The organism is Mycobacterium sp. MYCO198283 (assembly GCF_021213805.1).
Classification (GTDB): Bacteria; Actinomycetota; Actinomycetes; order Mycobacteriales; family Mycobacteriaceae; genus Mycobacterium.
This window is the reverse complement of the sequence record NZ_JAJQJI010000006.1, coordinates 69027-93671: the sequence shown is the minus strand read 5'-3', so window position 1 is coordinate 93671 and position 24645 is coordinate 69027. Positions and strand designations below refer to the sequence as shown.

General features: G+C 72.1%; 28 protein-coding genes and 1 riboswitch. Of the genes, 6 read left to right on the top strand and 22 right to left on the bottom strand.

Features of this window, described 5'->3' with window-relative positions:
• Positions 1–137: 137 nt before the first annotated feature.
• A riboswitch (glycine riboswitch) is annotated at positions 138–235 on the bottom strand.
• Between the two features lie 35 nt (positions 236–270).
• The 11 genes from LV457_RS12970 to LV457_RS20100 form a co-directional block, all read right to left on the bottom strand.
• Positions 271–876 (bottom strand): MerR family transcriptional regulator, encoded by a 606-nt coding sequence (locus tag LV457_RS12970; protein WP_232171590.1) that lies wholly within the window; start codon positions 874–876, stop codon positions 271–273.
• A 216-nt stretch (positions 877–1092) separates the two neighbouring features.
• Positions 1093–1590 carry a bifunctional nuclease family protein gene (locus LV457_RS12965; RefSeq protein WP_232171589.1) on the bottom strand — a complete coding sequence of 166 codons (498 nt, stop codon included), beginning with the start codon at positions 1588–1590 and terminating at the stop codon, positions 1093–1095.
• An 82-nt stretch (positions 1591–1672) separates the two neighbouring features.
• Complete coding sequence (locus tag LV457_RS12960; RefSeq protein WP_232171588.1) at positions 1673–2380, bottom strand: MerR family transcriptional regulator; 708 nt, start codon at positions 2378–2380, stop codon at positions 1673–1675.
• 3 nt (positions 2381–2383) lie between these two features.
• Positions 2384–2860 (bottom strand): glycogen accumulation regulator GarA, encoded by a 477-nt coding sequence (garA, locus tag LV457_RS12955; RefSeq protein WP_232171587.1) that lies wholly within the window; start codon positions 2858–2860, stop codon positions 2384–2386.
• A gap of 160 nt (positions 2861–3020) precedes the next feature.
• Positions 3021–3416: a glycine cleavage system protein GcvH gene (gene gcvH, locus LV457_RS12950; protein ID WP_232171586.1), complete on the bottom strand. Its 396-nt coding sequence runs from the start codon at positions 3414–3416 to the stop codon at positions 3021–3023.
• A 34-nt stretch (positions 3417–3450) separates the two neighbouring features.
• A complete protein-coding gene (locus LV457_RS12945) occupies positions 3451–4230 on the bottom strand; it encodes a DUF881 domain-containing protein (RefSeq protein WP_374198838.1) in 780 nt (259 codons plus the stop codon).
• A gap of 2 nt (positions 4231–4232) precedes the next feature.
• Positions 4233–4565, bottom strand: coding sequence for a small basic family protein (locus LV457_RS12940; protein WP_232171585.1), 333 nt, complete (start codon positions 4563–4565; stop codon positions 4233–4235).
• 1 nt (position 4566) lies between these two features.
• Positions 4567–5469 (bottom strand): DUF881 domain-containing protein, encoded by a 903-nt coding sequence (locus LV457_RS12935; protein WP_232171584.1) that lies wholly within the window; start codon positions 5467–5469, stop codon positions 4567–4569.
• Positions 5466–6071: a CDP-alcohol phosphatidyltransferase family protein gene (locus LV457_RS12930; RefSeq protein ID WP_232171583.1), complete on the bottom strand. Its 606-nt coding sequence runs from the start codon at positions 6069–6071 to the stop codon at positions 5466–5468. Before LV457_RS12930 ends, LV457_RS12935 begins: the two co-directional genes overlap by 4 nt.
• A gap of 10 nt (positions 6072–6081) precedes the next feature.
• Positions 6082–8403, bottom strand: coding sequence for an accessory Sec system translocase SecA2 (gene secA2, locus LV457_RS12925; RefSeq protein WP_232171582.1), 2322 nt, complete (start codon positions 8401–8403; stop codon positions 6082–6084).
• 97 nt (positions 8404–8500) lie between these two features.
• Positions 8501–8635 (bottom strand): hypothetical protein, encoded by a 135-nt coding sequence (locus LV457_RS20100; protein WP_255701667.1) that lies wholly within the window; start codon positions 8633–8635, stop codon positions 8501–8503.
• Here LV457_RS20100 and LV457_RS12920 point away from each other — a divergent pair.
• Positions 8622–10532, top strand: a complete 1911-nt coding sequence (locus LV457_RS12920; RefSeq protein WP_232171581.1) for an ABC transporter ATP-binding protein/permease — start codon at positions 8622–8624, stop codon at positions 10530–10532. The genes LV457_RS20100 and LV457_RS12920 overlap by 14 nt on opposite strands.
• A gap of 3 nt (positions 10533–10535) precedes the next feature.
• Here the strand turns inward: LV457_RS12920 and LV457_RS12915 are convergent, their stop codons facing one another.
• The 5 genes from LV457_RS12915 to LV457_RS12895 all read right to left on the bottom strand — a co-directional run bounded on the left by LV457_RS12915 (position 10536) and on the right by LV457_RS12895 (position 15853).
• A complete protein-coding gene (locus LV457_RS12915; RefSeq protein WP_232171580.1) occupies positions 10536–12014 on the bottom strand; it encodes an FAD-binding protein in 1479 nt (492 codons plus the stop codon).
• A gap of 176 nt (positions 12015–12190) precedes the next feature.
• The gene (locus tag LV457_RS12910) at positions 12191–12928 is read right to left on the bottom strand and encodes a S1 family peptidase (protein ID WP_232171579.1); all 738 of its coding nucleotides are present in this window, start codon (positions 12926–12928) and stop codon (positions 12191–12193) included.
• Between the two features lie 266 nt (positions 12929–13194).
• Entirely contained in the window at positions 13195–14364 is a 1170-nt protein-coding gene (locus LV457_RS12905) for a cation:proton antiporter (RefSeq protein ID WP_232171578.1), read from the bottom strand.
• Between the two features lie 3 nt (positions 14365–14367).
• Entirely contained in the window at positions 14368–14877 is a 510-nt protein-coding gene (locus LV457_RS12900) for a cation:proton antiporter regulatory subunit (protein WP_232171577.1), read from the bottom strand.
• A gap of 49 nt (positions 14878–14926) precedes the next feature.
• Positions 14927–15853 carry a sterol desaturase family protein gene (locus LV457_RS12895; RefSeq protein ID WP_232171576.1) on the bottom strand — a complete coding sequence of 309 codons (927 nt, stop codon included), beginning with the start codon at positions 15851–15853 and terminating at the stop codon, positions 14927–14929.
• A gap of 54 nt (positions 15854–15907) precedes the next feature.
• Between LV457_RS12895 and LV457_RS12890 the strand changes: the two genes are divergently transcribed.
• Positions 15908–16834, top strand: a complete 927-nt coding sequence (locus LV457_RS12890; protein ID WP_232171575.1) for an alpha/beta hydrolase fold domain-containing protein — start codon at positions 15908–15910, stop codon at positions 16832–16834.
• On the opposite strand, the gene LV457_RS12885 is transcribed toward LV457_RS12890, so the two are convergent.
• Both LV457_RS12885 and LV457_RS12880 read right to left on the bottom strand, forming a co-directional pair.
• A complete protein-coding gene (locus LV457_RS12885) occupies positions 16821–18371 on the bottom strand; it encodes a carboxylesterase/lipase family protein (RefSeq protein WP_232171574.1) in 1551 nt (516 codons plus the stop codon). The genes LV457_RS12890 and LV457_RS12885 overlap by 14 nt on opposite strands.
• Positions 18372–18398: 27 nt before the next feature.
• Complete coding sequence (locus LV457_RS12880; RefSeq protein ID WP_232171573.1) at positions 18399–19598, bottom strand: MFS transporter; 1200 nt, start codon at positions 19596–19598, stop codon at positions 18399–18401.
• 43 nt (positions 19599–19641) lie between these two features.
• Here LV457_RS12880 and malQ point away from each other — a divergent pair, with 43 nt between their 5' ends.
• The 3 genes from malQ to LV457_RS12865 are packed head-to-tail and all read left to right on the top strand — an operon-like array spanning position 19642 to position 22456.
• Positions 19642–21780, top strand: a complete 2139-nt coding sequence (gene malQ / locus LV457_RS12875) for a 4-alpha-glucanotransferase (protein ID WP_232171572.1) — start codon at positions 19642–19644, stop codon at positions 21778–21780.
• Positions 21777–22130 (top strand): multidrug efflux SMR transporter, encoded by a 354-nt coding sequence (locus tag LV457_RS12870; RefSeq protein ID WP_232171571.1) that lies wholly within the window; start codon positions 21777–21779, stop codon positions 22128–22130. The genes malQ and LV457_RS12870 overlap by 4 nt, the downstream gene beginning before the upstream one ends.
• A complete protein-coding gene (locus LV457_RS12865) occupies positions 22127–22456 on the top strand; it encodes a multidrug efflux SMR transporter (protein ID WP_232171570.1) in 330 nt (109 codons plus the stop codon). Before LV457_RS12870 ends, LV457_RS12865 begins: the two co-directional genes overlap by 4 nt.
• A gap of 1 nt (position 22457) precedes the next feature.
• Here the strand turns inward: LV457_RS12865 and LV457_RS12860 are convergent, their stop codons facing one another.
• The gene (locus tag LV457_RS12860; protein WP_232171569.1) at positions 22458–22802 is read right to left on the bottom strand and encodes a hypothetical protein; all 345 of its coding nucleotides are present in this window, start codon (positions 22800–22802) and stop codon (positions 22458–22460) included.
• Positions 22803–22980: 178 nt separating this feature from the next.
• On the opposite strand from LV457_RS12860, the gene LV457_RS12855 reads away from it, so the two are divergent.
• Positions 22981–23367 (top strand): hypothetical protein, encoded by a 387-nt coding sequence (locus tag LV457_RS12855; protein WP_232171568.1) that lies wholly within the window; start codon positions 22981–22983, stop codon positions 23365–23367.
• On the opposite strand, the gene LV457_RS12850 is transcribed toward LV457_RS12855, so the two are convergent.
• Genes LV457_RS12850 through LV457_RS12840 form a run of 3 tightly spaced genes read right to left on the bottom strand, consistent with a single transcriptional unit; the run spans position 23340 to position 24645 of the window.
• Positions 23340–23825 (bottom strand): NUDIX domain-containing protein, encoded by a 486-nt coding sequence (locus LV457_RS12850; protein WP_232171567.1) that lies wholly within the window; start codon positions 23823–23825, stop codon positions 23340–23342. The two genes, LV457_RS12855 and LV457_RS12850, sit on opposite strands and share 28 nt — an antisense overlap.
• Positions 23825–24439 carry a TetR/AcrR family transcriptional regulator gene (locus tag LV457_RS12845; protein ID WP_232171566.1) on the bottom strand — a complete coding sequence of 205 codons (615 nt, stop codon included), beginning with the start codon at positions 24437–24439 and terminating at the stop codon, positions 23825–23827. Before LV457_RS12845 ends, LV457_RS12850 begins: the two co-directional genes overlap by 1 nt.
• A gap of 14 nt (positions 24440–24453) precedes the next feature.
• On the bottom strand, positions 24454–24645 hold the full coding sequence (locus tag LV457_RS12840; RefSeq protein WP_232171565.1) for a hypothetical protein: 192 nt from the start codon (positions 24643–24645) through the stop codon (positions 24454–24456).

The following is a 24645-nucleotide window of genomic DNA, read 5'->3' as shown; positions in this document are numbered from 1 at the left end:
GAGGAACCGTCGACGGGGTTCCTCCCCCTCTGTCGTCGACCCGCAACCGGGTGCCTGAGAGATTCAGCCCGCGCGCTGCGGGCCTTTCCCCATGGGCGGGCGGGCCCGTGCCGGGCCGCCGCTTTCCAGAGGCATCGGAGTCCTGTGCGGTCCGGGGGCCTGAGAGGTTGACGGAGAGGTGTTGCTCCTTCGGCGTCCGCGGCTGGCGGCCACGGAACTCTCCCGCTCAGAAGCGATGCACGTCCGAGTTTACCCGCCCCGCGGGCGGGTTCAGCCGATCTTGCGGTCGCGGTGCTTGCGCCGGCTCGCCAGCTCGTCCTCGGGTGCGGCGATCGCCTCGCCGCCGTCGGCCCGCTCGCCCGGGAAGTCGGCGATGGCGCCGGTGAGTTCCCGCATGGCGCCGGACACGGCGATGCCGAAGACGCCCTGGCCGCCCTGCAGCAGGTCGACAACCTCCTCGGCGGAGGTGCACTCGTAGACGGTGGTGCCGTCGGAGAACAGCGTGATGTGGGCGAGGTCCTCGACGCCGCGCTGGCGGAGGTGGTCGACGGCGACGCGGATGTTCTGCAGTGAGATGCCGGTGTCGAGCAGCCGCTTGACGATCTTGAGGACGAGGATGTCCTTGAACGAGTACAGCCGCTGGCTGCCGGATCCGGCGGCGCCGCGGATCGACGGCACCACCAGCGACGTGCGCGCCCAGTAGTCGAGTTGGCGGTAGGTGATGCCGGCGATCTGGCAGGCGCTGGGCCCGCGGTAGCCGATCAGCTCGTCGGGCAGCGTCTCGTCGGGGAACAGGCCCGCCTGCACGGGTTCACCTGCGGAAGCATCCATCGAACCGGTGAGGTCTAGCTGCTCCTGCCGTGGCTGCTCGCCCACTGTGCTTCCTCTCGCCTGTTGCGCTGGTACAACGCCGCCCCGATGCGCAAGGTCAGAGCCCGAGTCGTTCGAGCATACGCTTGTCGACCTGCCCGCGATTGCCGCTGCGAGGGAAAGTATCGCCGCCGACGGCCCGAGTGGACGACGACCCGCCCGCGTGTCGGAGTGCTCGGATCAAGTTGAGACGCATCCGTGACACAGCGGGTCGAGCCACGATCAGGTCGCCTTGAAGTCGTCCGGGGAGACGCTGTCGAGGAACTCCTTGAACTTCTCGACCTCGTCCTCGCGGACCGCTCCGCCGGTGGCGTCGTCGTCACCTTCGTCGGGGATGATCAGCCCGGCCTCGGCGAGCACCGCCTCCTCGACGTAGATCGGCACCCCGACCCGCAGCGCGATGGCCACCGAATCCGACGGCCGCGCCGACACCTTGATGTCGCGGTCGAAGATGAGGTCGGCGTAGAAGGTGCCCTCCTGGAGGTCGACGATCCGCACTTCTTTGAGCGAATGGCCCAGTGCCGCAATCACATCGCGGATCAAATCGTGGGTGAGCGGCCGTGCCGGCTCGACGCCCTGCTGCTCCAGGGCGATCGCCGCCGCCTCCGACTGCCCGATCCAGATCGGCAGGTAGCGGTCGCCATTGGACTCGCGCAACAGCAGCACCGGCTGATTCTGCGGCTGCTCGACGCGGATTCCGACGACGCGAACCTCACCCATGTGTATGTGCCCTCCACGGGATGGTGCAGCTGTCCCCTGCGGGACCCGACATCGACGATGTCGTCGCGGCCGAGTCTAGTCCTCAGCGCCTGGATGCGTCGCGGACCGCCGACTTGACCAGCGCGGTGTGCAGCGTGATCGCCAGCGCCGCGATCTCGCGCGCCAGCTCGGCCGCACGGTCGTGGGCGCCGGCCTTTTCGACGGGGCCCACGATCTGCGCGATCAGGTCCGACTGCCGGTCGGCGGCCGACCGGAACGCCCGCAGGTGCCGCGGCTCGACGCCGTGGTCGCCGAGCGCAGCGGCGCACTGGGCGACGACGACGGCGTGCTCGTCGAAGAAGCCGCCCGGGCCGGTGGTGATGACGCCGGCCTTGACAAGCGCGGTGAGCAGCTCCTCGCCCACACCGGAGCGGGCGAGCACATCCTCCCGCGACAGCCGGACCTGCGCCGGCGCCGCCGTCGCCGGGCCGTCCTGACCGGCGACCGCCAGCCGCGGCGCCGGGAACGCCGCTGCCGGCAGCTCACCGTCGGGCTGGGCGTCCAGCTGCGCCTTGATCACCTTCAGCGGCAGGTAGTGGTCGCGCTGTGCGGTCAGGATGTAGCGCAGCCGCGCGCAATCCGCGGCGGTGAATCGGCGGTACCCCGACGGGCTGCGCTGCGGCGTCACCAGCCCCTCCGCTTCCAGGAAGCGGATCTTGGAGATGGTGACGTCGGGGAAGTCGGGGCGAAGCAGGTCGAGCACCGCTCCGATGGACATCCCCGGCAGCGCGGAGGAGTCCGGGGCGGTCACAGCTCAGGTCCCGGAGTCGGAATCGCCTGATTTCGGGCCGGTGAGGAACACCAGCCGGAACTTGCCGATCTGCACCTCGTCGCCGTTGGCGAGCACCGCCGAGTCGACCGGCTCCCGGTTGACGTACGTGCCGTTGAGGCTGCCCACGTCGACGACCTGGAATTCGCCGTTCTCGAGCCGGAACTCGGCATGGCGGCGGCTGACGGTGACGTCGTCGAGGAAGATGTCGCTGTCGGGATGGCGGCCCGCCGAGGTGGTCTCCTGGTCGAGCAGGAACCGCGACCCGGCGTTCGGTCCGCGCTTGACGACCAGCAGCGCCGACCCGGTGGGCAGCGACTCGACCCCGGACACCGGCCCCTCGCTGCTCCCGGCGGCGGGCGCGTCGAGCTCGTTGAGGAAATCGGCGCGGAAGACCGAGGTGGTCTCCACCGTCACGTCGTCAGACTGGTCGGCCGCAGAATTCGTGTCCTTATCGGTCACCCGCTGCTCCTTCGTGGCTGCTGTGGCGGCTCGTGCTCGTCCGCTGCTGGCCCGGTGATGCCCAGATCGTGCCTACGACCGTACCGCGCGGTCGCACGTCTTGGGTCCGGCCGGTACCGATCAGGTTCCCCGGTTGGGTTCTCCGCACCCTAGCAACCCCTCAGTCCCCGACGGAATCTCGGTAAGCGGCCGCGTCGAGCAGGGCGCCGACGCTCTCGTCCAGCGTCGCGGCGTCGGCCTGCAGCTCCACCAGCCACCCGCCGCCGTACGGCTCGGAGTTGACCAGGGCCGGATCGCCCTCCAGATCCTCGTTCACCGCAACGACTTTCGCCGACACCGGGGCGTACAGATCGGAGACCGATTTCGTGGACTCCACCTCGCCGAAGGACTCCCCTGCCGTCACGTCCGACCCGACGTCGGGCAGCTGGACATACACCACGTCGCCGAGGGCGGCCTGCGCGTAGTCGGTGATCCCCACGCGCACGGTGTCGGACCCGGTGCGCTGCACCCACTCGTGCTCCTCGGTGTAGCGCAGGTCGGACGGGATTTCGCTCACTGGTGTCCTACTTCTTTCCTCGGTCGCGATCCGCTCACTTGACCGGCTGAGCGTATTGGCGCTGTTTCGGTTGCCGCAAGGCGGTGACGTCCACCCGGTCGGACTGGCTGACGGTCACGACGCCGCCCACCCGCTCGATACTGTCGATCGCGCCGCCGGGGATGTTCATCGCGGCCGCCAGGGTCGGCGGATCACCAATGGCGACAACGGTGTACGGCGCTGCAAGCGGCCGGTCGTCGACCACCAGCGCGCCCGGGCTGCCGACGAACCAGGTGTCGACGCCGACGCGGACGGCCGGTCCGGCCGTGCGGATCTCCATGGCCTCCGCGCCGGCGGCGCGCAGCTCGTTGACGACGTCGAGCATGGTCTCGGGCGCGACGCCCGTCGCCGGGTCGGCGATGGTGACGGTGATGCCCGGACCGGTGGCGCCGACGGTGCCCACCAGGATCGACAGCGCCGCCAGCCGGGCCTCGGCGTCCCGGACGGCGGCCTGATCGTCCGAACCCGACGATCGCAGCGCGTCCAGGGTGCTCTGCAGGGCGGTGATCTCACCGGTCAGCGTCGCCTCACGCTGCCGCAGCGAATCGAGCAGCACCACCAGGTCGGCCGGCCGGGCGTCGTCCAGCCCGTCGGCCGACTCGTTCTCCCGGACCTGCGTCACGATGGCCACGCCGAGCAGCAGGCACAGCAGCACCGCGAGCGTGCCGAACCCCACCCGGGATCGGCGCCGCGCCGGCTCCGGCGTCGCCTCCTGCGGTGTATCGGCCGGCAACTCGTGGCGGCCGTGCCCGGGGTGGCGGCGTTCGTCGGACACGTTCAGGCCCCGAACAGCCGGCGGCGCAGCGCGGCCGCGTTGCCGAAGATCCGGATGCCGAGCACCACGACGATCGCCGTCGAGAGCTGGGTGCCGACGCCCAGCTGGTCGCCGAGGTAGACGATCAGCGCCGCGACCAGCACGTTGAAGACGAACGACACCACGAACACCTTGGAGTCGAAGATGCCGTCGAGGTAGGCGCGCAGCCCGCCGAACACCGCGTCGAGCGCGGCCACCACCGCGATCGGCAGATATGGCTCCACCACCTCGGGCACGCTGGGCCGCAGCACCAGCCCCAGCCCGACGCCCACCACCAGCGCGACGATGCCGATCACGTCAACCTCCCAACGGTCGGGCGTGGACGACGTCGCGAACGTTGCCGGCGGGCACGGTCAGGCCGTCGCTCTCGGTGACGGCGACGCCGACGTCGTAGGCGTTGCCGAGCAGGGTCAGCCGCCGCAGGCCGCCGGTGGCGGCGAGCCCGTCGCGCATTCCGCGGGGCGGCCCGATCGCGACCACGTCGTACGGGCTGGTCACCGGTTGGTTGTCGACGAGGATGGCGCCGCCCGCCTGTCGCATCGTGACGTTCGGGCCGACGCGGACGCCGTCGACCGCGATGGCCTCGGCGCCGCTGGCCCACAGCGCGTTGGCGAGCAGCTGCAGGTCGCGGTCGAGCACCACCTGCCGGCTGCCCGGTGTGCGCTGCTTCGACACGTCGGACAGATCCGGTGAGGCACCGGGATCGGTGAGGGTGACGGTGAGCCCGGGGCCGGTGACCGCGGTCGTCGCGGCCGCCAGGCTCACGTCGTCGAGGCCGGCGAGCAGCCGCTGGCCGGCGGCGTCGCTCGCGAGCCGGTCGCGGCGCGCGGCGTCGGTGTCGGCGGTCAACGCCGCCCGGCGGCCGGCGAGCTGGTCCACCTGCCGTTGCGCGGCGGCCACACTGGCGGCCAGCACCGCCTTGGTCTGCTGGTCGCCGGGCGCCAGCGTGCGGGCTTGGGCGACGGCCGCGGCGAACACCACGGCGATGACGACCGCGGCGGCGGCCTGCCAGCCGCGTTCGGCCCACCGGTTGCCGGTGCGGCCCGACTGCGCTCGCCGTTCGGCGGCGGCAGCGTAACCCGGATCGAGGTGATCGGTGAGCAGCGAGCGCAACAGCGACGGCACCGGGTTGCGCTTCGGCCGGCCGGATTCGTGCTGGCCGCGCCCGGCGTCGACGTCGTAGCCGCCGAGGCCGGTCACCGCGGGGCTCCCGCCCCCAGTTCGGGCATCGTGCGCAGCACCATCCGGAATTGCACGAGGTACTGCCCCAGGCTCCAGACGTACATCGAGACACCCCAGCCGAGGAAGCCGAAGCCGACCGCGCGCACCACGTGGCTCCACTGCGGGTCGAACTGCCCGAGCAGGATCAACGGGAAGGCTGAGAGCAGGCAAAAGGTGGCGGCCTTGCCGATGTAGGTGGCCGGCAGCGCCGCCATGCCGCGCCGGCGCAGCGCCGGCAGCATGAGGGCCAGCACCGCGTCGCGCCCGAGCATCGTGGCGACCACCCACCACGGCACGAAGTCGCGCAGGGCGAAGGCGATCGGGATGACGATGGTGAAGATGCGGTCGGCGAGCGGGTCGAGGATGACGCCCAGCCGGGAGGCCTGGTTGTCCACCAGCCGGGCGATCTTCCCGTCCGCCCAGTCCGAGACGCCGCTGAACATCAGCACGCCCGCCGCGGGTGCGTCGGCGTGCGCCACCAGCAGGAGATAGAGGAATACCGGGACCGACGCCAGCCGCAGGAAGCTCAGGATGTTGGGGATCGTCCACACCCGGTCGCGCAGCTCTTCCGGCTCGACCATGGCGACAAACCTAGCGGAACACCCCGGGCAGACTCAGCGCCGACATGTCGTCCGACAGCGGGTTGTCGTTGACCATGTAGGTCCAGGTCGACGTCGGACGGGCCAGCTTGGACAGGTCGAGCCCGGGCTCGTCCTCGGTGACGTTCGACGTCTCGAACGTCTGCTGCGCCGCCTCGACCGCGTCGGCGGCCAGCGAGGCGAACGCGTCGAGCGCCATCCGGTGGAACTCGTCGAGCGGGTTCTGCCGGCCGAGCGCCCGCAGGTGGATGCTCTCGCGGATGTCGGACAGGTAGGCCTGGTGATCGGCCCAGCCGCGGTCGAGGTGGTACAGCATGATCAGCCGGCAGATGCGTTCCAGCTGCTTCTCCGACAGCGTCTTCGACAGTTCCTCGTAGCGTTCCGGCGACCGCTGCGCCAGCTCTTCGCGGGCGGTCGGCGTGCGCAGCAGCGTGTTGCGGCGGTCGACGATGATGGCCCGCTGCTGCGCGATCAGTTGGTTGTAGCGCCAGGTGGTCGCGTGCACGTTGAGCAGCGCACCCTCGGCGACCCGCTGCGCGTGGTCGAGCAGCGACGCCGCCTTGCCGCTGAGGATGCGGCCGTCCTCGTCGGTCTCGGTCGGCAGCTTCGCGGCGTCGAGGTGGGCGACGACGACGTCGTCCTCCCAGGAGGCGAAGAACACCGACGAGCCCGGATCGCCCTGGCGGCCGGCGCGCCCGCGCAGCTGGTTGTCGAGCCGTTCGGTGCGGTGCCGCCCGGTGCCGACGACGTGCAGGCCGCCCAGCTCCGCCACCCGGTCGTGGTCGGCCTCGTCGGAGCCGCCGAGCCGGATGTCGGTGCCGCGTCCCGCCATCTGCGTGGAGACGGTGACGGCGCCGAGCTTCCCGGCCTCGGCGATCACCTCGGCCTCCTCCTCGTCGTTCTTGGCGTTGAGGACGACGGCCGGCACGCCCGCCTTGACCAGCCGCTCGTGCAGCTCCTCGGATTCGGCGACGTCGTGGGTGCCCACCAGCACCGGCTGACCGGTGGCGTGCACCTCGGCGATGTGCTCGACGATGGCGTCGTTCTTGGAGGCCGCGGAGATGTACACCCGGTCCGACTCGTCCACCCGGATGTTGGGGGTGTTCGGCGGGATCGGCGAGACGCCCAGGGAGTAGAACTGCCGCAGCTGCTCACCGGCGGCCAGCGCGGTGCCGGTCATGCCGCACACGGTCGGATAGCGATTGATCAGCGCCTGCACGGTGATGGTGTCGAGCACCTCGCCGGTCTCGGTGGTCTCGATGCCCTCCTTCGCCTCGACCGCGGCCTGCAGCCCGTCGGGCCACCGCTGCAGCTGGGCGATGCGGCCCCGCGAGGCGTTGATGAGGTGCACGGCGCCGTCGCGGACGATGTAGTGCACGTCGCGCTGCAGCAGCACGTTCGCGTGCAGGGCGACGTTGACCTCGGTGAGCGTGGTGGCGACGTGCTCCTCGGAGTAGAGGTCGATACCGCCGAGCGCCTTCTCGACCTTCTGGGCGCCGACCTCGGTGAGGTGGATGTTGCGACGGTCGCTGTCGGCCTCGAAGTCGACGCCCGGGGTGAGGCGGCCGACGAGTTCGACGATCTCCACCCGCGGGGTTTCGCGGTGCGTCGTGCCGGCCAGCACCAGCGGCACCAGCGCCTCGTCCACCAGCACGGAGTCGGCCTCGTCGATCAGCGCGACGTCGGGGCTCGGCGAGACCAGGTCCTTGACGTCGGTAACCAGCTGATCGCGCAGCACGTCGAAGCCGATCTCGTTGACCGAGGCGTAGGTGACGTCGCACCTGTAGGCCTCGCGGCGCTGCTCCGGCGTGGAGTCGGCGGTGATCCAGCCGACCGTCAGGCCCATCGCCTCCAGCAGCGGGCCCATCCACTCGGCGTCGCGGCGGGCCAAGTAGTCGTTGATGGTGACGACGTGCACGCTGCGCCCGCCGATCGCGTAGCCCGCGGCGGCGATGGCGCCCGACAGCGTCTTGCCCTCACCGGTGGCCATCTCCACGACGTCGCCGGCGAGCATCCGCAGCGCGCCGAGCAACTGCACGTCGAACGGCCGCAGCCCGATGGCGCGGTCGGCGGCCTCCCGCGCGATCGCCAGGAACTGCGGGATGTCGGCGGCGTCGGCGAGGTCCTCGAGCTCCAGGAGTTCGGCCGCCTTGCGGAGCTTGGTGTCGTCGAGCTCGGCGGCCTTGTCGGTGTAGTCGGCGGAGGCGGTCACCTGCGCGAGCGAGCGGTTCTGGTTCCTGTCGGTGCTGGCACCGAGCAGCTTCCAGAAACGGCTGCTCAGCTTGCCGGGCTTGGCGCTGGTGGTCTTCGGCACAGCACAACGGTACGCGGGCCCCGCCCCCGGCCGAACGTCGATTACCCGTCGCGACACACCGACCGCGGCCGACGGGTAATCGACGTTCGGCGACGGGTCAGGCCGGATTCCAGCGCCACGGACAGGCGACCGTCGGGTCGGTGAGCACGTTGGGCGGCCAGTTCTCGCCCAGCGCGTCAGCACCCGCCGCCGCGTCGTCGCTGCGGTAGCTTGCGCGGGTGGAGAAGTTCACCCCGAAGCTCGACTGGGGCAACGAGCTGCTGACCTCGCTGGTGTGGATCGCCAAGGGGTGGGCCATCGCGGCGGCCATCTCCCTGGTGGTGCTGGTGCTGCTCGCGCGCTACACCAGCTGGGGCCGACAATTCTGGCGCGTCACCGGCGACTACTTCCGAGGTCCCGACAGCGTCGTCGTCTGGTTGCAGCTCGCGGCGCTGCTGCTGCTCGTGATCGCCGGCGTCCGGCTCTCGGTGCTGCTCACCTACCAGAGCAACGACATGTTCAACAGCTTCCAGGCGGTCGCCGCGGGGCTCGGCAACCCCGACCGGACGGTGCTCGACAGCGGTATCCGAGGTTTCTGGTTCTCGCTGGGCATCTTCGCGATCCTCGCGACGGTGCACATCATCCGGTTGCTCGTCGACATGTACTTGCTGCAGCGCTTCAACCTGCGGTGGCGGACATGGCTCACCGACCGGCTCACCGGTGACTGGCTCGACGACCGCGCCTACTACCGAGCGCGGTTCATCGACGACACGATCGACAACCCGGACCAGCGCATCCAGGCCGACATCGACATCTTCACCGCCGGTTTCGGGCCGGTGCCGAACCTGCCCTACTACGGCACGGGCACCCACCTGCTGTTCGGTGCGATCTCGTCGGTGGCGTCGGTCAGCGCTTTCACCGCGATCCTGTGGGAGCTGTCCGGCACGCTGTCGATCGTCGGCTTCGACGTGCCCCGGGCACTGTTCTGGATCGGCATCGCCTACGTGGTGCTCGCGTCGGCGATCGCGTTCTGGATCGGCCGGCCGATCATCGGGCTGTCGTTCCTCAACGAGCGCTACAACGCCGCATTCCGCTACGCACTGGTGCGGCTGCGGGACGCGTCGGAGGCCGTTGCGTTCTACCGCGGCGAGCTCGCGGAGCGCGCCGGACTGCGCCGGCTGTTCGCCCCCATCGTCACCAACTACCGCCGGTACGTGAACCGGTCCCTGCGATTCAACGGCTGGAACTGGTCGATGAGTCAGCTCATCGTGCCGCTCCCGTATCTGCTGCAATTCCCGCGGTTCGCCGACGGGCAGATCCCGCTCGGCGACATGAGCCAGTCCGCCTCGGCCTTCGGCGCCATCCAGGACGGGCTGTCGTTCTTCCGCAACGCCTACGACCTGTTTGCCGGTTACCGCGCGGCGATCATCCGGCTCGACGGGTTGGTCACCGCCAACCGCGAGGGCCGCGCGCTGCCGACGCTGGAGGTCGCGGACAGCGCCGACGACACCGTCACGCTGGAGGACGTCGAGGTGCGCACGCCCACCGGCCGGCAGCTGGTCGAACCGATCGACCTGCAGCTGCACCCGGGTGAGTCGCTGATCGTCGTCGGCGCGTCGGGCAGCGGGAAGACCACCCTGCTGCGCAGCCTCGCCGAATTGTGGCCGTACACCTCGGGCCGACTCAGCTATCCCGCCGATCGCAACGAGACCATGTTCCTGTCCCAGCTGCCGTACGTGCCGCTCGGTGACTTGCGGACGGTGGTGTCCTACCCGAACGAGTCCGGCACGATTCCCGACGCCGAGCTGCAGGAGGCAATGGAGGAGGTGGCCCTGCCGCACCTCGTCGACCGGCTCGACGAGGTGCAGGACTGGGCGAAGGTGCTCTCACCGGGCGAGCAGCAGCGCGTGGCGTTCGCCCGCATCCTGCTGACGCGCCCCAAGGCGGTCTTCCTCGACGAGTCGACCTCGGCGCTCGACGAAGGCATGGAGCTGACGCTGTACCGGCTGGTGCGCAGCGCGCTCCCGGAAACCATCCTGGTGAGCGTCAGCCACCGCAGCACGCTCGAGCAGCACCACTCGCGGGAGTTGAAACTGCTCGGGGACGGACGCTGGGAACTGGCAGCGATCGCGGCGTCCGGCCGCGGCTGACTGCTAGCGCGCCGCAGCGTGGCGGCCCGCGCGACGGCCGAAGTAGGACCCCTCGCCGAGCTGCGTGCCGCTGGCATAGCCTTTCCCGTCCTGCGCGATGTTCGACGCGCACGCCCCCGCGGCGTAGAGGCCCGGGATCGGGGTGCCGTCCTCGCGCAGCACCTCACCGTCCAGGCTGACGGCCAGCCCGCCCATCGTGAAGCCGGAGTACATCGCCCGCCCCAGCGACAGGTCGAAGGCCGCCCACGGGCCCTGCGTCTGCGGCGCCACGTATTCGGGCTGCTTGTGGAAGTCCGGGTCCTCCCCGCGCGCGGCGTACTCGTTGTAGCGCGCCAGGGTCGCGGCGAGCTTGCCGGCCGGGATCTCCAGCGCCGCCTCCATCTCCTCGACGGTCTCCCAGCCGTCGATGAACTTGATCAGCGGCATCTCGGGCATCTCCATGTGCGCTTCGTCGACGATCAGGTAGGCGATCTGGTCGGGCTGCTCGAGCACGAACGCCGACGTGCGCGAATGGTAGGAGTCCTCGGTGACGAACCGTTCGCCGTGCTTGTTCACGATCACGCCGGTGAGCAGGATCTCCGGGGGATACGCCGCCGCCGTGATGAACAGCTGGTCGAGGTTCTTGGCGGCCCCGCCGGCGGACATGCCCATCCGGATGCCCAGGCCGTCGTCGTAGGGGTTGCCGAGGATGTAGGGCTCCACCTCGCCGTGGTGTTTGGTCTTGCGCTTGTGGCCCAGCGCCGGCGTGTGCTCGGCGACCATGTCGGGGTTCATCGCGAAGCCGCCCGCGGCGATCACCACGGCCTTGGCCTTGACGGCCCCGGTGTCCCCGAAGTGCTTCCACGTGACGCCGACGACTGTGTCGCTGTCGACGACGAGGTTGGTGGCGCCCGTCTCGTAGCGGATGGCGACCCCGAGCTCGTTCGCCCGCTGGTGGAGCAGGTCGGTGACCATCGCGGCGCCGCCCAGCTCGCCCGGCACCGGCACCGAGTGGCCGCGCGGGGCCGGCTTCGCCTGCTCGCAGAACGGCCACACCTTTTCGTTGCCGGTGTAGGACAGTCCCTCGGTGCCGGGCGGCACGACGACCTTGCCCGGGTAAAAGGTGCGCTCGAACTCGAAGCCGAGGCCTTCGAGCCAGGTGAAGTGCTCGACGCTGTCGTCGCAGTAGGCACGGATCTTGTCGTGCTCGGGGTCGCGCGACATCAGTACCAGGTAGGTGTACATCGCGTCCGGGGTGTCGTCGTGACCCGTCGCCCGCTGCACGGCGGTGCCACCGCCCAGGTAGAAGTGCCCGCCCGCCATGGCCGTGGTGCCACCGACGGCCGCGGCGCGCTCCAACACCAGCACCCGGGCACCGGCGGCGGCGGCCTCGACCGCGGCGCATCCGCCGGAGATGCCGAAGCCGACGACGACGACGTCGACCTCGTCGGACCAGTCGGAGACGTCGGCGGCGGGGACGGTCTCGGGGATCTCGGTGCTCACGGTGCTCGCTTCACTCGGCGGCTGGACAAGTGTCCGGTCGCTGGCAGGATAGCGCCGGGCCGCGCCGCTGGCGAGAACGTGTTCTAGTTACCGGCCTGACGCCGACTTCGACACCGCAGAACTTCGGGCGGTCGCGCCGACGATCCCGGTGTTCCGGCTCGGCGGGTGAGCCGCGGTCAGGCGGCGGGCACGCTCAGCGGCGCCGGGGCCGCCCCCGGCGGACCGCCCACCGGTGCCGACGGCGCTGCGGCCGCGATGGCGCCCGGCGCGTCCCGACGCACCTGGTCGTTGGTGGCCTGCCACGACACCGCGGCCGGGAAGTCCCCCCAGGTGCTGTTGAACAGCCCGACGATGACGGCCCGGCCGTTGCCGGTGTCGACGAACACCGGTCCCCCGGAGTCGCCCTTCTGGCTCACCACACCGTTGTTCATCGTGAACCAGCCGTTGTTGATCGACGCGATGGTTCCGCAGCTCTCGCCGGTGCTGATACCGAAGTGGCAGACCCGCTGGCCGGCGCCCGCGACCACGCCCGGATCGGATTCCAGCCGCCGCCCGCCGGGCAGCACGTTGTTGACGTCGACGCCGTCGGCGAGCGCGATCACCTCGTAGTCGGAGATGAAGTCGTTCGGCTCGATGACGGCGCCGTCGACCATCGTGTCCTTGTAGAGCGCCATCGCGCCGATCAGGTGTCCGTCGCGGTCGACCACCGGGCCGCTGCCCCGGCAGTGGCCGGCGGTGTAGGCGATGCGCAGCGCCGGGTCGACGAAGCCCAGCGTGCAGACATTGGTGTTCTGGATGATCTCCATGCCGGGAAACACCACGGGCGGGGACGCGGTCGCCACGCCCGGGAAGGTCAGGACGGCGGCGGCAGCCGCGACGGCGGCGGCGGTCAGGCGCAGAACGGCTGTGCGCACGCACCCCTCCGATCGGCTGGGCGGCCAGCGGTTTTGCTGGCCGGTAGGAACACGATGACGCCGTGCAGCATCGCTTGGCGCGTCGGCGGCGTCAGCCAACCCCATACCCGCCGGAACTCCCGGGTAAGCGTCGCGCCGCCCGCGGCGAACCGCAGCGGCGACGCGGGCGACGGCGCCGGCGCCGGCGCCATACTGCCAGGTCACACCCGCAGATTCGCTGACGGGTTCGGCGACGTTACGTGCTGTGACCTGCGTTACCCTCCGGGTCACCGGTCGGGTGAGGGCGCGACGCGGCGACGGGCCCGTCGTGGCGCGCCGCCGAAGCGGGCCAGCAGTGGGCCGAGGATCGCGAGGATGAAGACGTAGGGCATGGCGATGGCGCCGACCGCCGCGCCCGCGGTACCGGCCAGTCCGATGATGACCAGCGAGAATTCGCCGCGTGCGATGAGCGCGGTGCCCGCGCGCAGCTGACCCGGCCGGGCGACGCCGTCGCGCCGGGCGGCGAACCGACCGGTGAGGACCTTCGTGGCGGCTGTCACGGCGGCCAAGCCCAGGGCCGCCGGCAGCATCGGCACGAGCTGCCGCGCGTCGACCGCCAGCCCGATGGACAGGAAGAACACCGCGGCGAACAGGTCGCGCAGCGGGTTGAGCACCCGGCGCGCGTTGTCGGCGGTCTCCCCGGTGAGCGTGAGCCCGACGATGAACGCCCCGACGGCCGCCGAGGCGTGCACCAATTCGGCCAGCGCAGCCACGATCAGCGTCACCCCGAGGATGCGCAGCAGCAGCTGCTCGGAGTCGGGGTGGGCGATCAGCCGGCCGAACACGTGCCCCCACCGGTAGGACGCGGCGAAGGCCACCGCCAGCGCGGCGACCGCGATGCCCATGCCGAGCAGGGCGCCCAGCCAGGTTCCGCCGGCGGCCAGCACGGCGAGCACCGGCAGGTAGGCCGCCATCGCGAAGTCCTCGAGGACCAGTACCGACAGCACCGCGGGTGTCTCGCGGTTGCCGAGGCGGCGCAGGTCGTTGAGCAGCCGCGCGATCACGCCCGACGACGAGATGAAGGTGATGCCCGCCAGCGCCAGGACACCGACCGGGTCGAGCCCCAGGAGCCAGCCGGCGAGCGCCCCGGGGGTCGCGTTGAGCGCGACGTCCACCCACGCCGACGGCAGGTGGCGGCGCATGCTCGACGCGAACTCGGTGATCGAGAACTCCAGGCCGAGCGTGAGCAGCAGCAGGACGAGCCCGAGCGACGCGCCGGTGCTGATGAAGTCGGCGGCCGCCGGCACCGGCGCGATACCGCCTTTTCCGAGCGCGAGCCCCGACAGCAGGTACAGCGGGATCGGTGACAGCGCGAAGCGGCGGGCGATCGTGCCCAGGACGCTGAGCACCGTCAGGATGACGCCGAGCTCGAGCAACAGCGCCGCCGACACATGCACGGGTCAGCTCCGGCCGGGCGGGCTCACCGGCTCGGCATCGTCGACGAGCGCCGCGACGCCCGCGATGCCGTCCTGCGTACCGATGACCACCAGCACGTCGCCGCCGCGCAGCAGCTCTTGCGGACCCGGTGAGGCGAGCACCTCGTCGTCACGCACGATCGCGACGATCGACGCCCCGGTGCGGGTGCGGGCGCGGGTGTCGCCCAGCGGCCGGTCGGCGTACCGGCTGCCGGGGCGGACCGCGATCTGGCCGGCGTCCAGGCCGGGCACCTCCCGGGTCAGGTCGGCGAACCGTTCGGCGATGCGCGGGGCGCCCAGGATCTGTGCGAGCGCCTCGGCCTCGTCATTGGTCAGCCGGTAGACGTCCCGGGCCCGATCGGGGTCGTCGTCGGCGTAGACCACCAGCTCGAAGTCGCCGGACCGGCGGGCGATCACGGCCATCCGGACGCCGTCGCGGGTGTCGAACTCGAACCGCAGCCCGACCCCGGGCAGCAGGGTTTCGTTGACCTCCATCAGCCGATCCTGCCCCGCGGCGGCGCCGGCGGCGCCGACGGGGCGGGGCTCACCGCGCCGGTTCGGGCGTCGGCGCGGGCCGCTGCGCGGCGGCGGGCGCCCAGCCCGGCGGCCCGAAGACATAGCCGAGCCGGTCCCGCCAGCGTCGGGCCGACCGCACGTCGCGGGCGATCGCGGCGTATTCGTGGGTCTGCAGCCGCCAGATGTTGAAGGTGTCGACCGGCTTGGTCAGCCCGTAATGCGGTCGGAACAGCTCCGGTTGAAACGTGCCGAACAGCCGATCCCAGAGAATGAAGATGCCGCCGTAGTTCTTGTCGAGGTACTCGGCATCGCTGCCGTGGTGGACGCGGTGGTGCGACGGCGTGTTGAGGACGAACTCGATCGGCCGCCACAGCGTGCCGATGCGCTCGGTGTGCACCCAGAACTGGTAGATCAGGTTCAGCGAGAAACTCGCGAACACCAGCCACGGCGGCACACCCAACAGCGGCAGCGGCAGCCACATCAGGATCTCGCCGCTGTTGTTCCACTTCTGCCGCAGCGCGGTCGCGAAGTTGAAGTACCGGCTGGAGTGGTGTGCCTGATGGGTCGCCCAGATCAGCCGGACCCGGTGTGCGATCCGGTGGTAGACGTAGAACAGCAGATCGACACCGACGATCGCGACGACCCAGGTGTACCAGCGGTCGCCGGGCAGCTGCCACGGCGCGAGGTAGGCGAAGATCGCCGCGTAACCGAGCAGCGCCAGAAACTTCCACACCGCCGTCGTCCCCACCGACACCAGTCCCATCGAGATGCTGGCCCAGGCGTCGCGGCTGAGATAGGCGCCCGACGGTGGCCGGTCCGCCGCCTCGTCGTGCTGCAGCTTGCCCGCCGCGGCCCATTCGAGGACGAGCAGCAGCAGGAAGAACGGCACGGCGAACAGCACCGGATCGCGCAGCTGCGGCGGCAACACCTGCAGGACTTCGCCGACTGCGGTCACTCGACACCTCCGGGGGGGAGTTTAGCCCGGCGGAAGGCGGGCAAGAACCCGGTGATGAGCGCGACGGTGTTGCCCCGGTTGCGTCCGCATCCGGTGCAGCGCGTCATGCGGGCCTCCGGTGTGCGGAACCGGCTGTTCCCCCGCGCGAAGTTCGACCAGTGGCAGGCCCAGCCTCGACTGCCCTACGCCGGAATGCCCAGTGTCCGCGTCGCGCGCCGGATCGACGCCGAGCGGGGCGAGGTCGCCGGCCGGCCGGTGTACCGGGTGCGGCCCAAGCTCGCGCCGCCGGCCCACGCCCGGCTGCTGTACCTGCACGGCGGGGCCTACGTCCTCGACCTGATCCCGAGCTTCCACTGGCCCGCTATCGCCAAATTGGTCAACGCCACCGGCCGCGGCGCCGTCGTGCCGATCTACCCGCTGGCGCCCGAGCACACCTATCGGGCGACCATCCCGTTCCTGCTGGGTGTCTACCGGGAGATGCTGGCCGAATACCCGGCCGAGCGGATCGCGTTCGTCGGTGACTCCGCCGGTGGCGGGCTGGCCTTCGCGCTGTGCCACGCCGCGCGCGACGCCGGGCTGCCGCCACCCAGCGACGCGGTGCTGATCTCGCCGTGGCTGCATCTCGGGCTGCCCGCACCCGACGTCGCCGAGGTGGCCCGCCGCGATCCGGTGCTCAACGTCGACGACCTGCGGGCCGCGGCCATCCGCTACGCCGGCGGGGATCCGCTCGACACTCCCCTGCTCAGCCCCGCCGTCGGACCGCTCGACGGGCTGCCGCGGTTGACGGTGTTCACCGGCACCAACGACGTCCTCAACCCCGACGCGCGGGTGTTCCACCGGCGCGCGATCGCGGAAGGTCTCGACGTCGGCTGGCACGAGCTGGAGGGCGGCATGCACTGCTGGCCGCTGCTGCCCGCGCAGCGACAGGCACGCGACGCGTTCGCCGGAATCCGCCGCCTCCTGGGCGCTACCGGAAATTGAGGACCGCGTCGCCCCAGGTCCGGCGGATGTCCGCGTCGAGGTCGTCGACGCTGCGGTCGTCACGGTCGATCACCAGGCTGGCGCGCCGGCCCGGGCGGTAGGTCTCCCATCGCGGGGGCGGGCCGGTGGGCTCGCCGGTGCGGGCGAACGCCGTCCACCGCGCCTGCATCCGCTGCGACACCGCCCGGCCCGCCGCGCGCCCGCCGAGCCGGAACGTCGGATCCTTCGGTCCCATCGTGAGGTTGCCCCACACGTACGGCAGCTCCGTCGCGTGGGTTGCGCCGACCCCGATCAGCTTCAGCAGCGGCGTCGACCAGTCGAACCGGTACAGGAACACGGGCGCGGCCGCGCTGTGGCCGTCGGCGAACCACAGCGTCGGCATCCGGAATCCGATGTCGCGGGCCACCTCCAGCCCGTGCAGCGTCCGGCGGCGGGTGCGGTACGCGGCGCCCAGCTGCTCCTCGCTCGGCAGCCGCAGGTCCGGCTGTTCGGCCGCGATCTGGGCGAACATCGCCCGCAGCGCCTCCGGCGTGATCGGCATCAGCGGCGACTTCATCCACTTGAACAGCGCCGCCTCGTGCTTGTTGGTGCCGATCAGCAGCGGCACCGGCAGCGTGCGGCCAGCGCGCGCGACCTGCACCGGATAGTCCGTTACCAGCTCGCCGTCGACGGTCGGGGTGAACGGCAGGATCCCCGGCCACTGCGCGGGCACCCGCCGGAACACCGCACCCGTCGCGGCCACGAGCGCGGCGGTCGGCACCTCGCGCAGCCGGTGGGCGTCGGCCGCGGCGATCCCGAGCTCGCCGAGCACCAGGTCGGCGATCCGGCGGGCGCGCCGGCCGTCGTACACCGACGTCGCGGGCGAACTCTGCGCGATCGCCCGGTGGAACAGGCCGGCCGCGGCCGGCACGGCCAGCAGCGTCGTGACCACGCCGGCGCCCGCCGACTCCCCGAACAGCGTCACGTTGTCCGGCGCGCCGCCGAAGGCGGCGATGTTGTCGCGCACCCACCTCAGCGCCGCCAGCACGTCGTGCAGGCCCGGGTTGGCGTCGAACCGGTGCCGCGCGGTCGAGAGCGACGACAGGTCGCAGAACCCGAACACCCCGAGCCGGTGGTTGAGGGTGACGACCACGACGTCGCCGGCGGCGGCGAGGCGGCGGCCGTCGTAGAGCGGCTGGCTGGCCGACCCGATCACGTACGCGCCGCCGTGCACCCACACCATCACCGGCTTGCCGTCACCGGGCTGTGTACCGGCGGGTGCGTAGATGTTGAGCGTCAGGCAGTCCTCGCCCTGCGGCGCGCCCAGCTCGAGCGGCAGCGCCGGCTCGACGGGCTGCGGGCACACCGGACCGAACCGGGTCGCGTCGGCGACCTCGCCCCACGGCTCCGGCGGCTCCGGCGCCCGCCACCGCAGCTCACCGGCCGGGGCCGCCGCGTAGCGGACGCCGCGGAAGCTCACCGCCCGGCCGTCGTCGCGCCCGCGGACCGGGCCGAACCGGGTTTCGGCGACCGGGGACTCCCGCTGCACGCTGGTCATGGCACTCCTTCGGGTCGGCCGCCCAGGCTAGCGATGCACCTGACGGTCGGCGTCTCGGCCGTGGGCGGGACGGCGGCTCAGCGCACCGGCGAGCAGCAGCACGCCGATCATGGCGGCGGGCGCGATGAGCAGGCCGGTTCGCAGGCTGGCGGCGTCGGCGAGTTGCCCGACCGCCACCGGTGACAGCGCGAAGCCGACCCGCAGCAGCCACGACACCGCGGTCAGCCCGGCGTTGGGGCGCAGACCGGGAAGCTCGTCGGCGTCGCGCATCGCGGCGGGGATCAGCGTGGCGGAGCCGAACCCGGCGGCCGCGAAGCCGATGACGGTGGCGGGCACCTCTGCGAGCGCGAGCGCCCCGCCCATCCCCGCCGCGCCGATCAGCGCCCCGGCCCGGGCGACCGTGCGCTGGCCGAACCGGTCGACGAGCCGGTCCCCGGAGAGCCGGCCCGCGAGTTGCCCGCCGACGAGCGCGACGTAGCCGAACGCCGCGAGCGACGGCGGCGCCGCGAGCTCGTCACGCAGGTACAGCGACGCCCACGAGCTCCCGGCGTCCTCGACCACCGCGCCCGCGATGGCGATCGCCACCAGGCCCGCCAACAGCAGGTAGGTGCGTCGTCCGGCGCGCGCCGCGGGGCCGGCGGCGGTGGCGGGTGCGTCGGCGTGGTCGTCGCCGGGAAGCAGGAAGCGGTAGGCGACGAGCGCGACGGCGCAGAACACCACACCGGTGATGCCGAGGTGGACGCCGCGGTGCAGGCCGAGCGCCAGCGCCGCCGCACCGATCAGGCCGCCCGACACCGCGCCCACCGACCACACCGCGTGCGCGCTGTTGATGATCGACCGGCCGTAGGCCCGCTGCACCCGCAGCGCGTGCGCGTTCTGCGCGACGTCGGTGATCGAGTCGGCGGCGCCGGCGGCGAACATCGCGGCCGCGAACCCGACGCCGCTCGGCGCGATCCCCGCGGCCAGGAACATCACCGCCAGCACCACCGTCCCGGCGACCGCCATCCGCGACGAGCGGAACCGGCGGCTCAGGGCGCCGGCGAACGGGCCGCCGACGAGGGCGCCGATCGAGAACGCCGCCACCGCGACGCCGTAGAACGCGTTCGACAACCCCAGGTCGTCCTTGATGTCCGGTAGCCGCGGCAGCAAGGTGGCGAACAGCGCGCCGTTGGTGAGGAACACCGCCGACACGGCGACGCGGGCCTGCGCCTCCGAACGGGTCACCATGCGCGTCCACCCTGCCAGGCCGGCATGCACCAGTATTGGCGGCATGACTGTGCTTGACGCTTCGCTGGCCGAGCTCGCCCGCCGCCACGGCGTCGCCACCGAGTACGAGGACTGGTCCGGCCGCGACGTGGCGGTGCCCGAGCAGACGGTGGTGGCGGTGCTCGCGGCGCTGGGCGTCGACGCCGCCGACGCCGACCGGCGCGCCGCCGCGCTCGCCGCCCACGACCGCGTGTACTGGGCGCGCACCCTGCCCGCCACCGTGATCGCCCGCGAGGGCGCGGAGCAGGCGTTCCATGTCCACGTCACCCACGGTGAACCCGTCGAGGTGGCGGTGGCGTGCGAGGACGGCAGCACTCGCGACGACCTGCGGCAGCTGCCCAACGACACCGCGCCCTTCGACCTCGACGGCCGGCTGGTGGGTGAGGCGACGTTCGCGCTGCCGACCGATCTGCCGCTCGGCTATCACCGGCTGCGCGCCCGCGCCGGCGGTCCGGGCGCCGCCGTCGATGCCACCGCCACGGTGATCGTCACCCCGGGTTGGCTGGGCATCCCGCCGGCGCTCGGCGACCGGCGCGGCTGGGGTCTGGCCACCCAGCTCTACAGCGCCCGCTCCCGGCAGTCCTGGGGCGTCGGCGACCTCACCGATCTGGGCGACTTGGCGGTCTGGTCGGCGGCCCGCCACGGCGCCGACTACATCCTCGTCAACCCGCTGCACGCCGCCGCACCGACGCTGCCGATGGAGCCGTCGCCGTACCTGCCGACGTCGCGGCGGTTCGTCAACCCGATCTACCTGCGGGTCGAGGCGGTCCCGGAGTACGCGTACGTCCCCAAACGCCGGCGGCTCGAAGAGCTTCGCAGCCGGGTGCAGCGGCGGGCCGCCCGCACCGACGCCATCGACCGCGACACCGCGTGGACGGCCAAGCGACGGGCGCTGCGGCGGCTGCACCGCGTGGAACGGACCGCGGGCCGGCAGGTGGCCTACGAGGCCTACCGGCAGCGGGCCGGCGCGGCGCTCGACGACTTCGCCACCTGGTGCGCGCTCGCCGACGCCCACGGCGCCGACTGGCGGCAGTGGCCGGCCGGCCTGCAGCGCCCGGACTCGCCGGCGGTCGCGGAGTTCGCCGTCCGGCACGCCAGCGAGGTCGACTTCCACCGTTGGCTGCAGTGGCAGCTCGACGAGCAGCTCGCGACGGCGCAGACCCGCGCCGTGCAGGCCGGCATGGCGCTCGGCGTGATGCACGACCTGGCCGTCGGCGTCCACCCGAGCGGCGCGGACGCCTGGGCGCTGCAGGACGTGCTCGCCCTCGGCGTCACCGCCGGCGCCCCGCCCGACGAGTTCAACCAGCTGGGACAGGACTGGTCGCAACCGCCGTGGCGGCCCGACCAACTCCAGGAGCGGGCCTACGAGCCGTACCGGGCGCTGATCGCGAACGTGCTCCGCCACGCCGGCGGCGTGCGCATCGACCACATCATCGGGCTGTTCCGGCTGTGGTGGATCCCGGCGGGTGCGCCGCCCACCGACGGCACCTACGTCCGCTACGACCACGAGGCGATGATCGGCATCGCGGCCCTGGAGGCGCACCGGGCCGGCGCCGTGGTCGTCGGCGAGGACCTCGGCACCGTCGAGCCGTGGGTGCGCGACTACCTGCGCGAGCGCGGGCTGCTCGGGACGTCGATCCTGTGGTTCGAGTTCGACCGCGACGCCCGCGAGGACGACACCCCGCTGCCCGCCGAGCGGTGGCGCGAATACTGCCTGTCCGCGGTCACCACCCACGACCTGCCCCCCACGGCCGGCTACCTCGCCGGCGAGCACGTGCGGCTGCGGGATTCGCTGGGCCTGCTGACCAAGCCGGTGGACGAGGAGCTGGCCGGCGACCGCGCACAGCAGCAGGCGTGGCTGGCCGAGTTGCGGCGCGTCGGACTGCTCGAGGGCGACGACCCCGATGTCGACACGATCGTGCTCGCCCTGCACCGCTACCTGCACCGCACCCCGTCGCGGCTGCTGTCCCTGGCCCTCACCGACGCCGTCGGCGACGTACGCACCCAGAACCAGCCCGGGACCACCGACGAATACCCGAACTGGCGGGTGCCGCTGTCGGGGCCCGACCGCACGCCGCTGCTGCTCGACGACGTCTACACCGATGCGCGGGCGGCCGCCCTGGCGGCGGCCATGCGCGGATGAGGCCGTCACCCGCGCCGCTGCTGCTGGCCGGCGCCATCGCCGCGGAGGTCGCCGCGACGCTGTCGCTGCGGGCCTCACAGGACCGGGCCGGCTGGCTGGTGCTGGTGGTGGCCGGCTACGTCGGTGCGTTCACGCTGCTGACCTTCGTGCTGCGGTACGGCATGGCGATCGGCGTCGCCTACGGCATCTGGGGGGCGTGCGGCACCGCGGTGACCGCCGTGCTGGCAGCGCTGCTCTTCGGCGACCCGTTCACCGCGCCGATCGTCGCCGGGATCGCGTTGATCGTCGCCGGGGTGCTGCTCGTGGAGTTCGGCGCCGGGCACGCCGACCCCGACGGGCCCGTGACATGAGTCCCTGGCCGGTGCTCGCCGGGGCGATCGCCGTGGAGGTCGTCGCCACCCTGTCGCTGCGCGCGTCCGACGGGTTGCGCCGCAGGGCGTGGCTACCGGTGGTCGTGATCGGCTACGCGGTGTCGTTCGTGTTGCTGTGGTACGCCCTGCGGCTCGGCATGCCGGTCGGCATCGCCTACGGCGTGTGGTCGGCGTGCGGCGTGGCCCTGGTGGCGGTGCTCGCCCGCTGGTTGTTCGCCGAACCCCTGACCCCGCGGATGGGCGCCGGGATCGTCCTCATCATCGCCGGCGTGCTGCTGATCGAACTGTCCGGCGCCGCGCCCTGAGTCAGTCCGGGACGACGAACGGCAGCCACACGCTCTCGGTGCAGCGCACGCCGGTGGGCCGGTCCATCGCGCTCAGCAGCTCGTCCACCTGTGCGCGGTCGATGTCCACCGGTGCCACTGCGCGGCCGTCCCCGTCCTGCACGTCGTAGCCGAAGGCCAGCGGAACCCCGGGCGCCACCCAGTGCGCCGTGGTGGTCTGCGCGCCGTCCGAGGAGTAGGTGCCGGTCAGGTAGAAGCCGCCGCCGTTGCCGGCGAACCGCTCCTGCACCGCAAGCTGCAGGTGCGCCAGGAACGCGTTGCTGAACGGCACCGGCAGCTCGTCGCCGCCGCAGCGCAGTGTGGCCATGACCCCTCCTCGTTCACCGTCCTCGTTCACTGTCCTCGTTCACTGGGGACTGACGTGCGGATTTCCGCTCGGCGCGCCGGCGAAACGCGGGCCGGCCGCCGCCCCCGTCGGCCCGAAGGGTCGCCCACGGTGCGTCGGTGCGATATGTTTTCCTGCGCACCGAACCGACGGAGGGCGCGTGAAGAAGCTTGTCGTTGTCGCGGGGGGCGCGCTCACCGCGGCCACCCTGGCAGTCCTGGGCACCGGCCACGCCGGCGCCGAACCCCTCAACGTGATCGGCAAGCCGTACGGCCAGGCCTCCGCGCTGCTCAAGGCGCAGGGCTACAAGGCGGTCTTCGGCGGCTCGTACGGCAACGACCTGCCGCAGGCGCAGTGCCTGGTCGAAGAGCAGCTCCCCACCGCGGGCGGTGCCATCCGGCTGCGGCTCAACTGCACCGCGCCGAAGGGCGCCGCACCCGGCGTCGTCCCGGGCGCCAACGGCATCACAACCGTCACCGCCACCCCGCGGCCCTACACGCCGCCGCCCGCCCCGCCGGGTCAGCCGGCGCCCGCGCCGGCCGGCTGATCCAGCGCGCGGCGCAACCGGTCCAGGAACTCGCGCTGCCCCGCGAGCAGTTTGCGGTCGGCGTCGGCGAGCGCGAACCAGCCGACGCGGTCGAGCTCGGGGTACTCGCGGATCCGTCCCGAACCCCGCGGCCACTCCACCTCGAAGGTGTTGCTGCGCGCCGCCGCGGCGTCGAAGTCGGCGCCGACCGCGAACACCGTGACGACCTTGCCCCCGGGCTGACGGACGCTGCCGAGGTCGACCCGCGGCCCGTCCGGTGCCGGCGACCCGAGCTCCTCGGCGAACTCCCGGCGCGCCGCGGCCCACGGGTCCTCGTCCGGCGCGTACTCGCCCTTGGGCACCGACCAGGCGCCGTCGTCCTTGTGCGCCCAGAATGGGCCGCCCGGGTGCCCGAGCAGCACCTCGAGCGTGCCGTCGCGCCAGCGGTAGAGCAAGAGCCCCGCGCTGCGGGCCGCCATCAGCCCGCGGTCCCGAGCCCGCGCAGGCAGTAGCCGACGAGGTAGTCGGCCTCGGCGGGCGTCGGCTGCGTCGCCAGCGCGATGTGCCGGCGCAGCACGCCCACGACCGTCGCGAAGACGGCGTCGGCGGCGATGTGCGGTGTGGCGCAACCGGTTTCGGTGATCGGCGCCAACAGCAGCTGCCGCAGCGGATCGGCGATCTCCTCGTCGGCCATCGACGACAGCTGCGAGACGACCGCCCGGGTAGCCGCCGTCAGCCGCGCCTCGCCGACCTGGGCCAGCATGCCGGTGATCCACCGGGCGATGCGGTCGCGCGCCGTCGGCTCCTTGCCCATCTCGTGGGCGAGGTAGGAGGCCACCATCGCCACACCGCGCTCCATGACCGCGAGCATCAGCTCGTCCTTGCCCGAGAAGTACCGGTAGAACGCGGTGTTCGACGTCCGCGCCCGGGTGATGATGTCGCTCACCCGCGGCGGCGCGGGGGCGGTCTCCTGCATCACCTCGACGGCGGCGGCGAGGATCCGCTCGACCTCTTCGGTGGCGTCGCGCTGGCGGTCGTCGAGCGCACGCTGCACGGCCGCCGCGATCCGCGAGCCGTCCGATCCCGAGCGCACGGCAGGCCGGGTGGTCAGTCGGGGGAACCTTCGGAGGAATCGAAGAAGGCCCAGTCGCCGTCGTCGCTCTTGACCTCCATGCGCCAGCCGAGCTCGTTGTAGTCACCCGCGTCGTCGTGGAAGTAGGCGTGCGCGTCGTCAGCGCTCTCGATGTCCTTGGTCTCGACGACCTCGCCCTTCGGGTTCAGCACTCGATAGGTAGCCAT

Bases quoted from the DNA above. Each gene is read 5' to 3' on its own strand.
- LV457_RS12880 (WP_232171573.1), bottom strand. From the start codon at position 19,598: ATGGTGACCCGTTCGGAGGCGCAGGCCCGCGTCGCCGTGTCGGCGGTG.
- LV457_RS12930 (WP_232171583.1), bottom strand. From the start codon at position 6,071: ATGGTCGAGCCGGAAGAGCTGCGCGACCGGGTGTGGACGATCCCCAAC.
- LV457_RS12850 (WP_232171567.1), bottom strand. From the start codon at position 23,825: ATGGCGGCCCGCAGCGCGGGGCTCTTGCTCTACCGCTGGCGCGACGGC.
- LV457_RS12860 (WP_232171569.1), bottom strand. From the start codon at position 22,802: ATGGCCACACTGCGCTGCGGCGGCGACGAGCTGCCGGTGCCGTTCAGC.
- LV457_RS12885 (WP_232171574.1), bottom strand. From the start codon at position 18,371: ATGACCAGCGTGCAGCGGGAGTCCCCGGTCGCCGAAACCCGGTTCGGC.
- LV457_RS12870 (WP_232171571.1), top strand. From the start codon at position 21,777: ATGAGGCCGTCACCCGCGCCGCTGCTGCTGGCCGGCGCCATCGCCGCG.
- LV457_RS12840 (WP_232171565.1), bottom strand. From the start codon at position 24,645: ATGGCTACCTATCGAGTGCTGAACCCGAAGGGCGAGGTCGTCGAGACC.
- LV457_RS12900 (WP_232171577.1), bottom strand. From the start codon at position 14,877: ATGGAGGTCAACGAAACCCTGCTGCCCGGGGTCGGGCTGCGGTTCGAG.
- LV457_RS12865 (WP_232171570.1), top strand. From the start codon at position 22,127: ATGAGTCCCTGGCCGGTGCTCGCCGGGGCGATCGCCGTGGAGGTCGTC.
- malQ (WP_232171572.1), top strand. From the start codon at position 19,642: ATGACTGTGCTTGACGCTTCGCTGGCCGAGCTCGCCCGCCGCCACGGC.
- LV457_RS12890 (WP_232171575.1), top strand. From the start codon at position 15,908: ATGAGCGCGACGGTGTTGCCCCGGTTGCGTCCGCATCCGGTGCAGCGC.
- LV457_RS12965 (WP_232171589.1), bottom strand. From the start codon at position 1,590: ATGGGTGAGGTTCGCGTCGTCGGAATCCGCGTCGAGCAGCCGCAGAAT.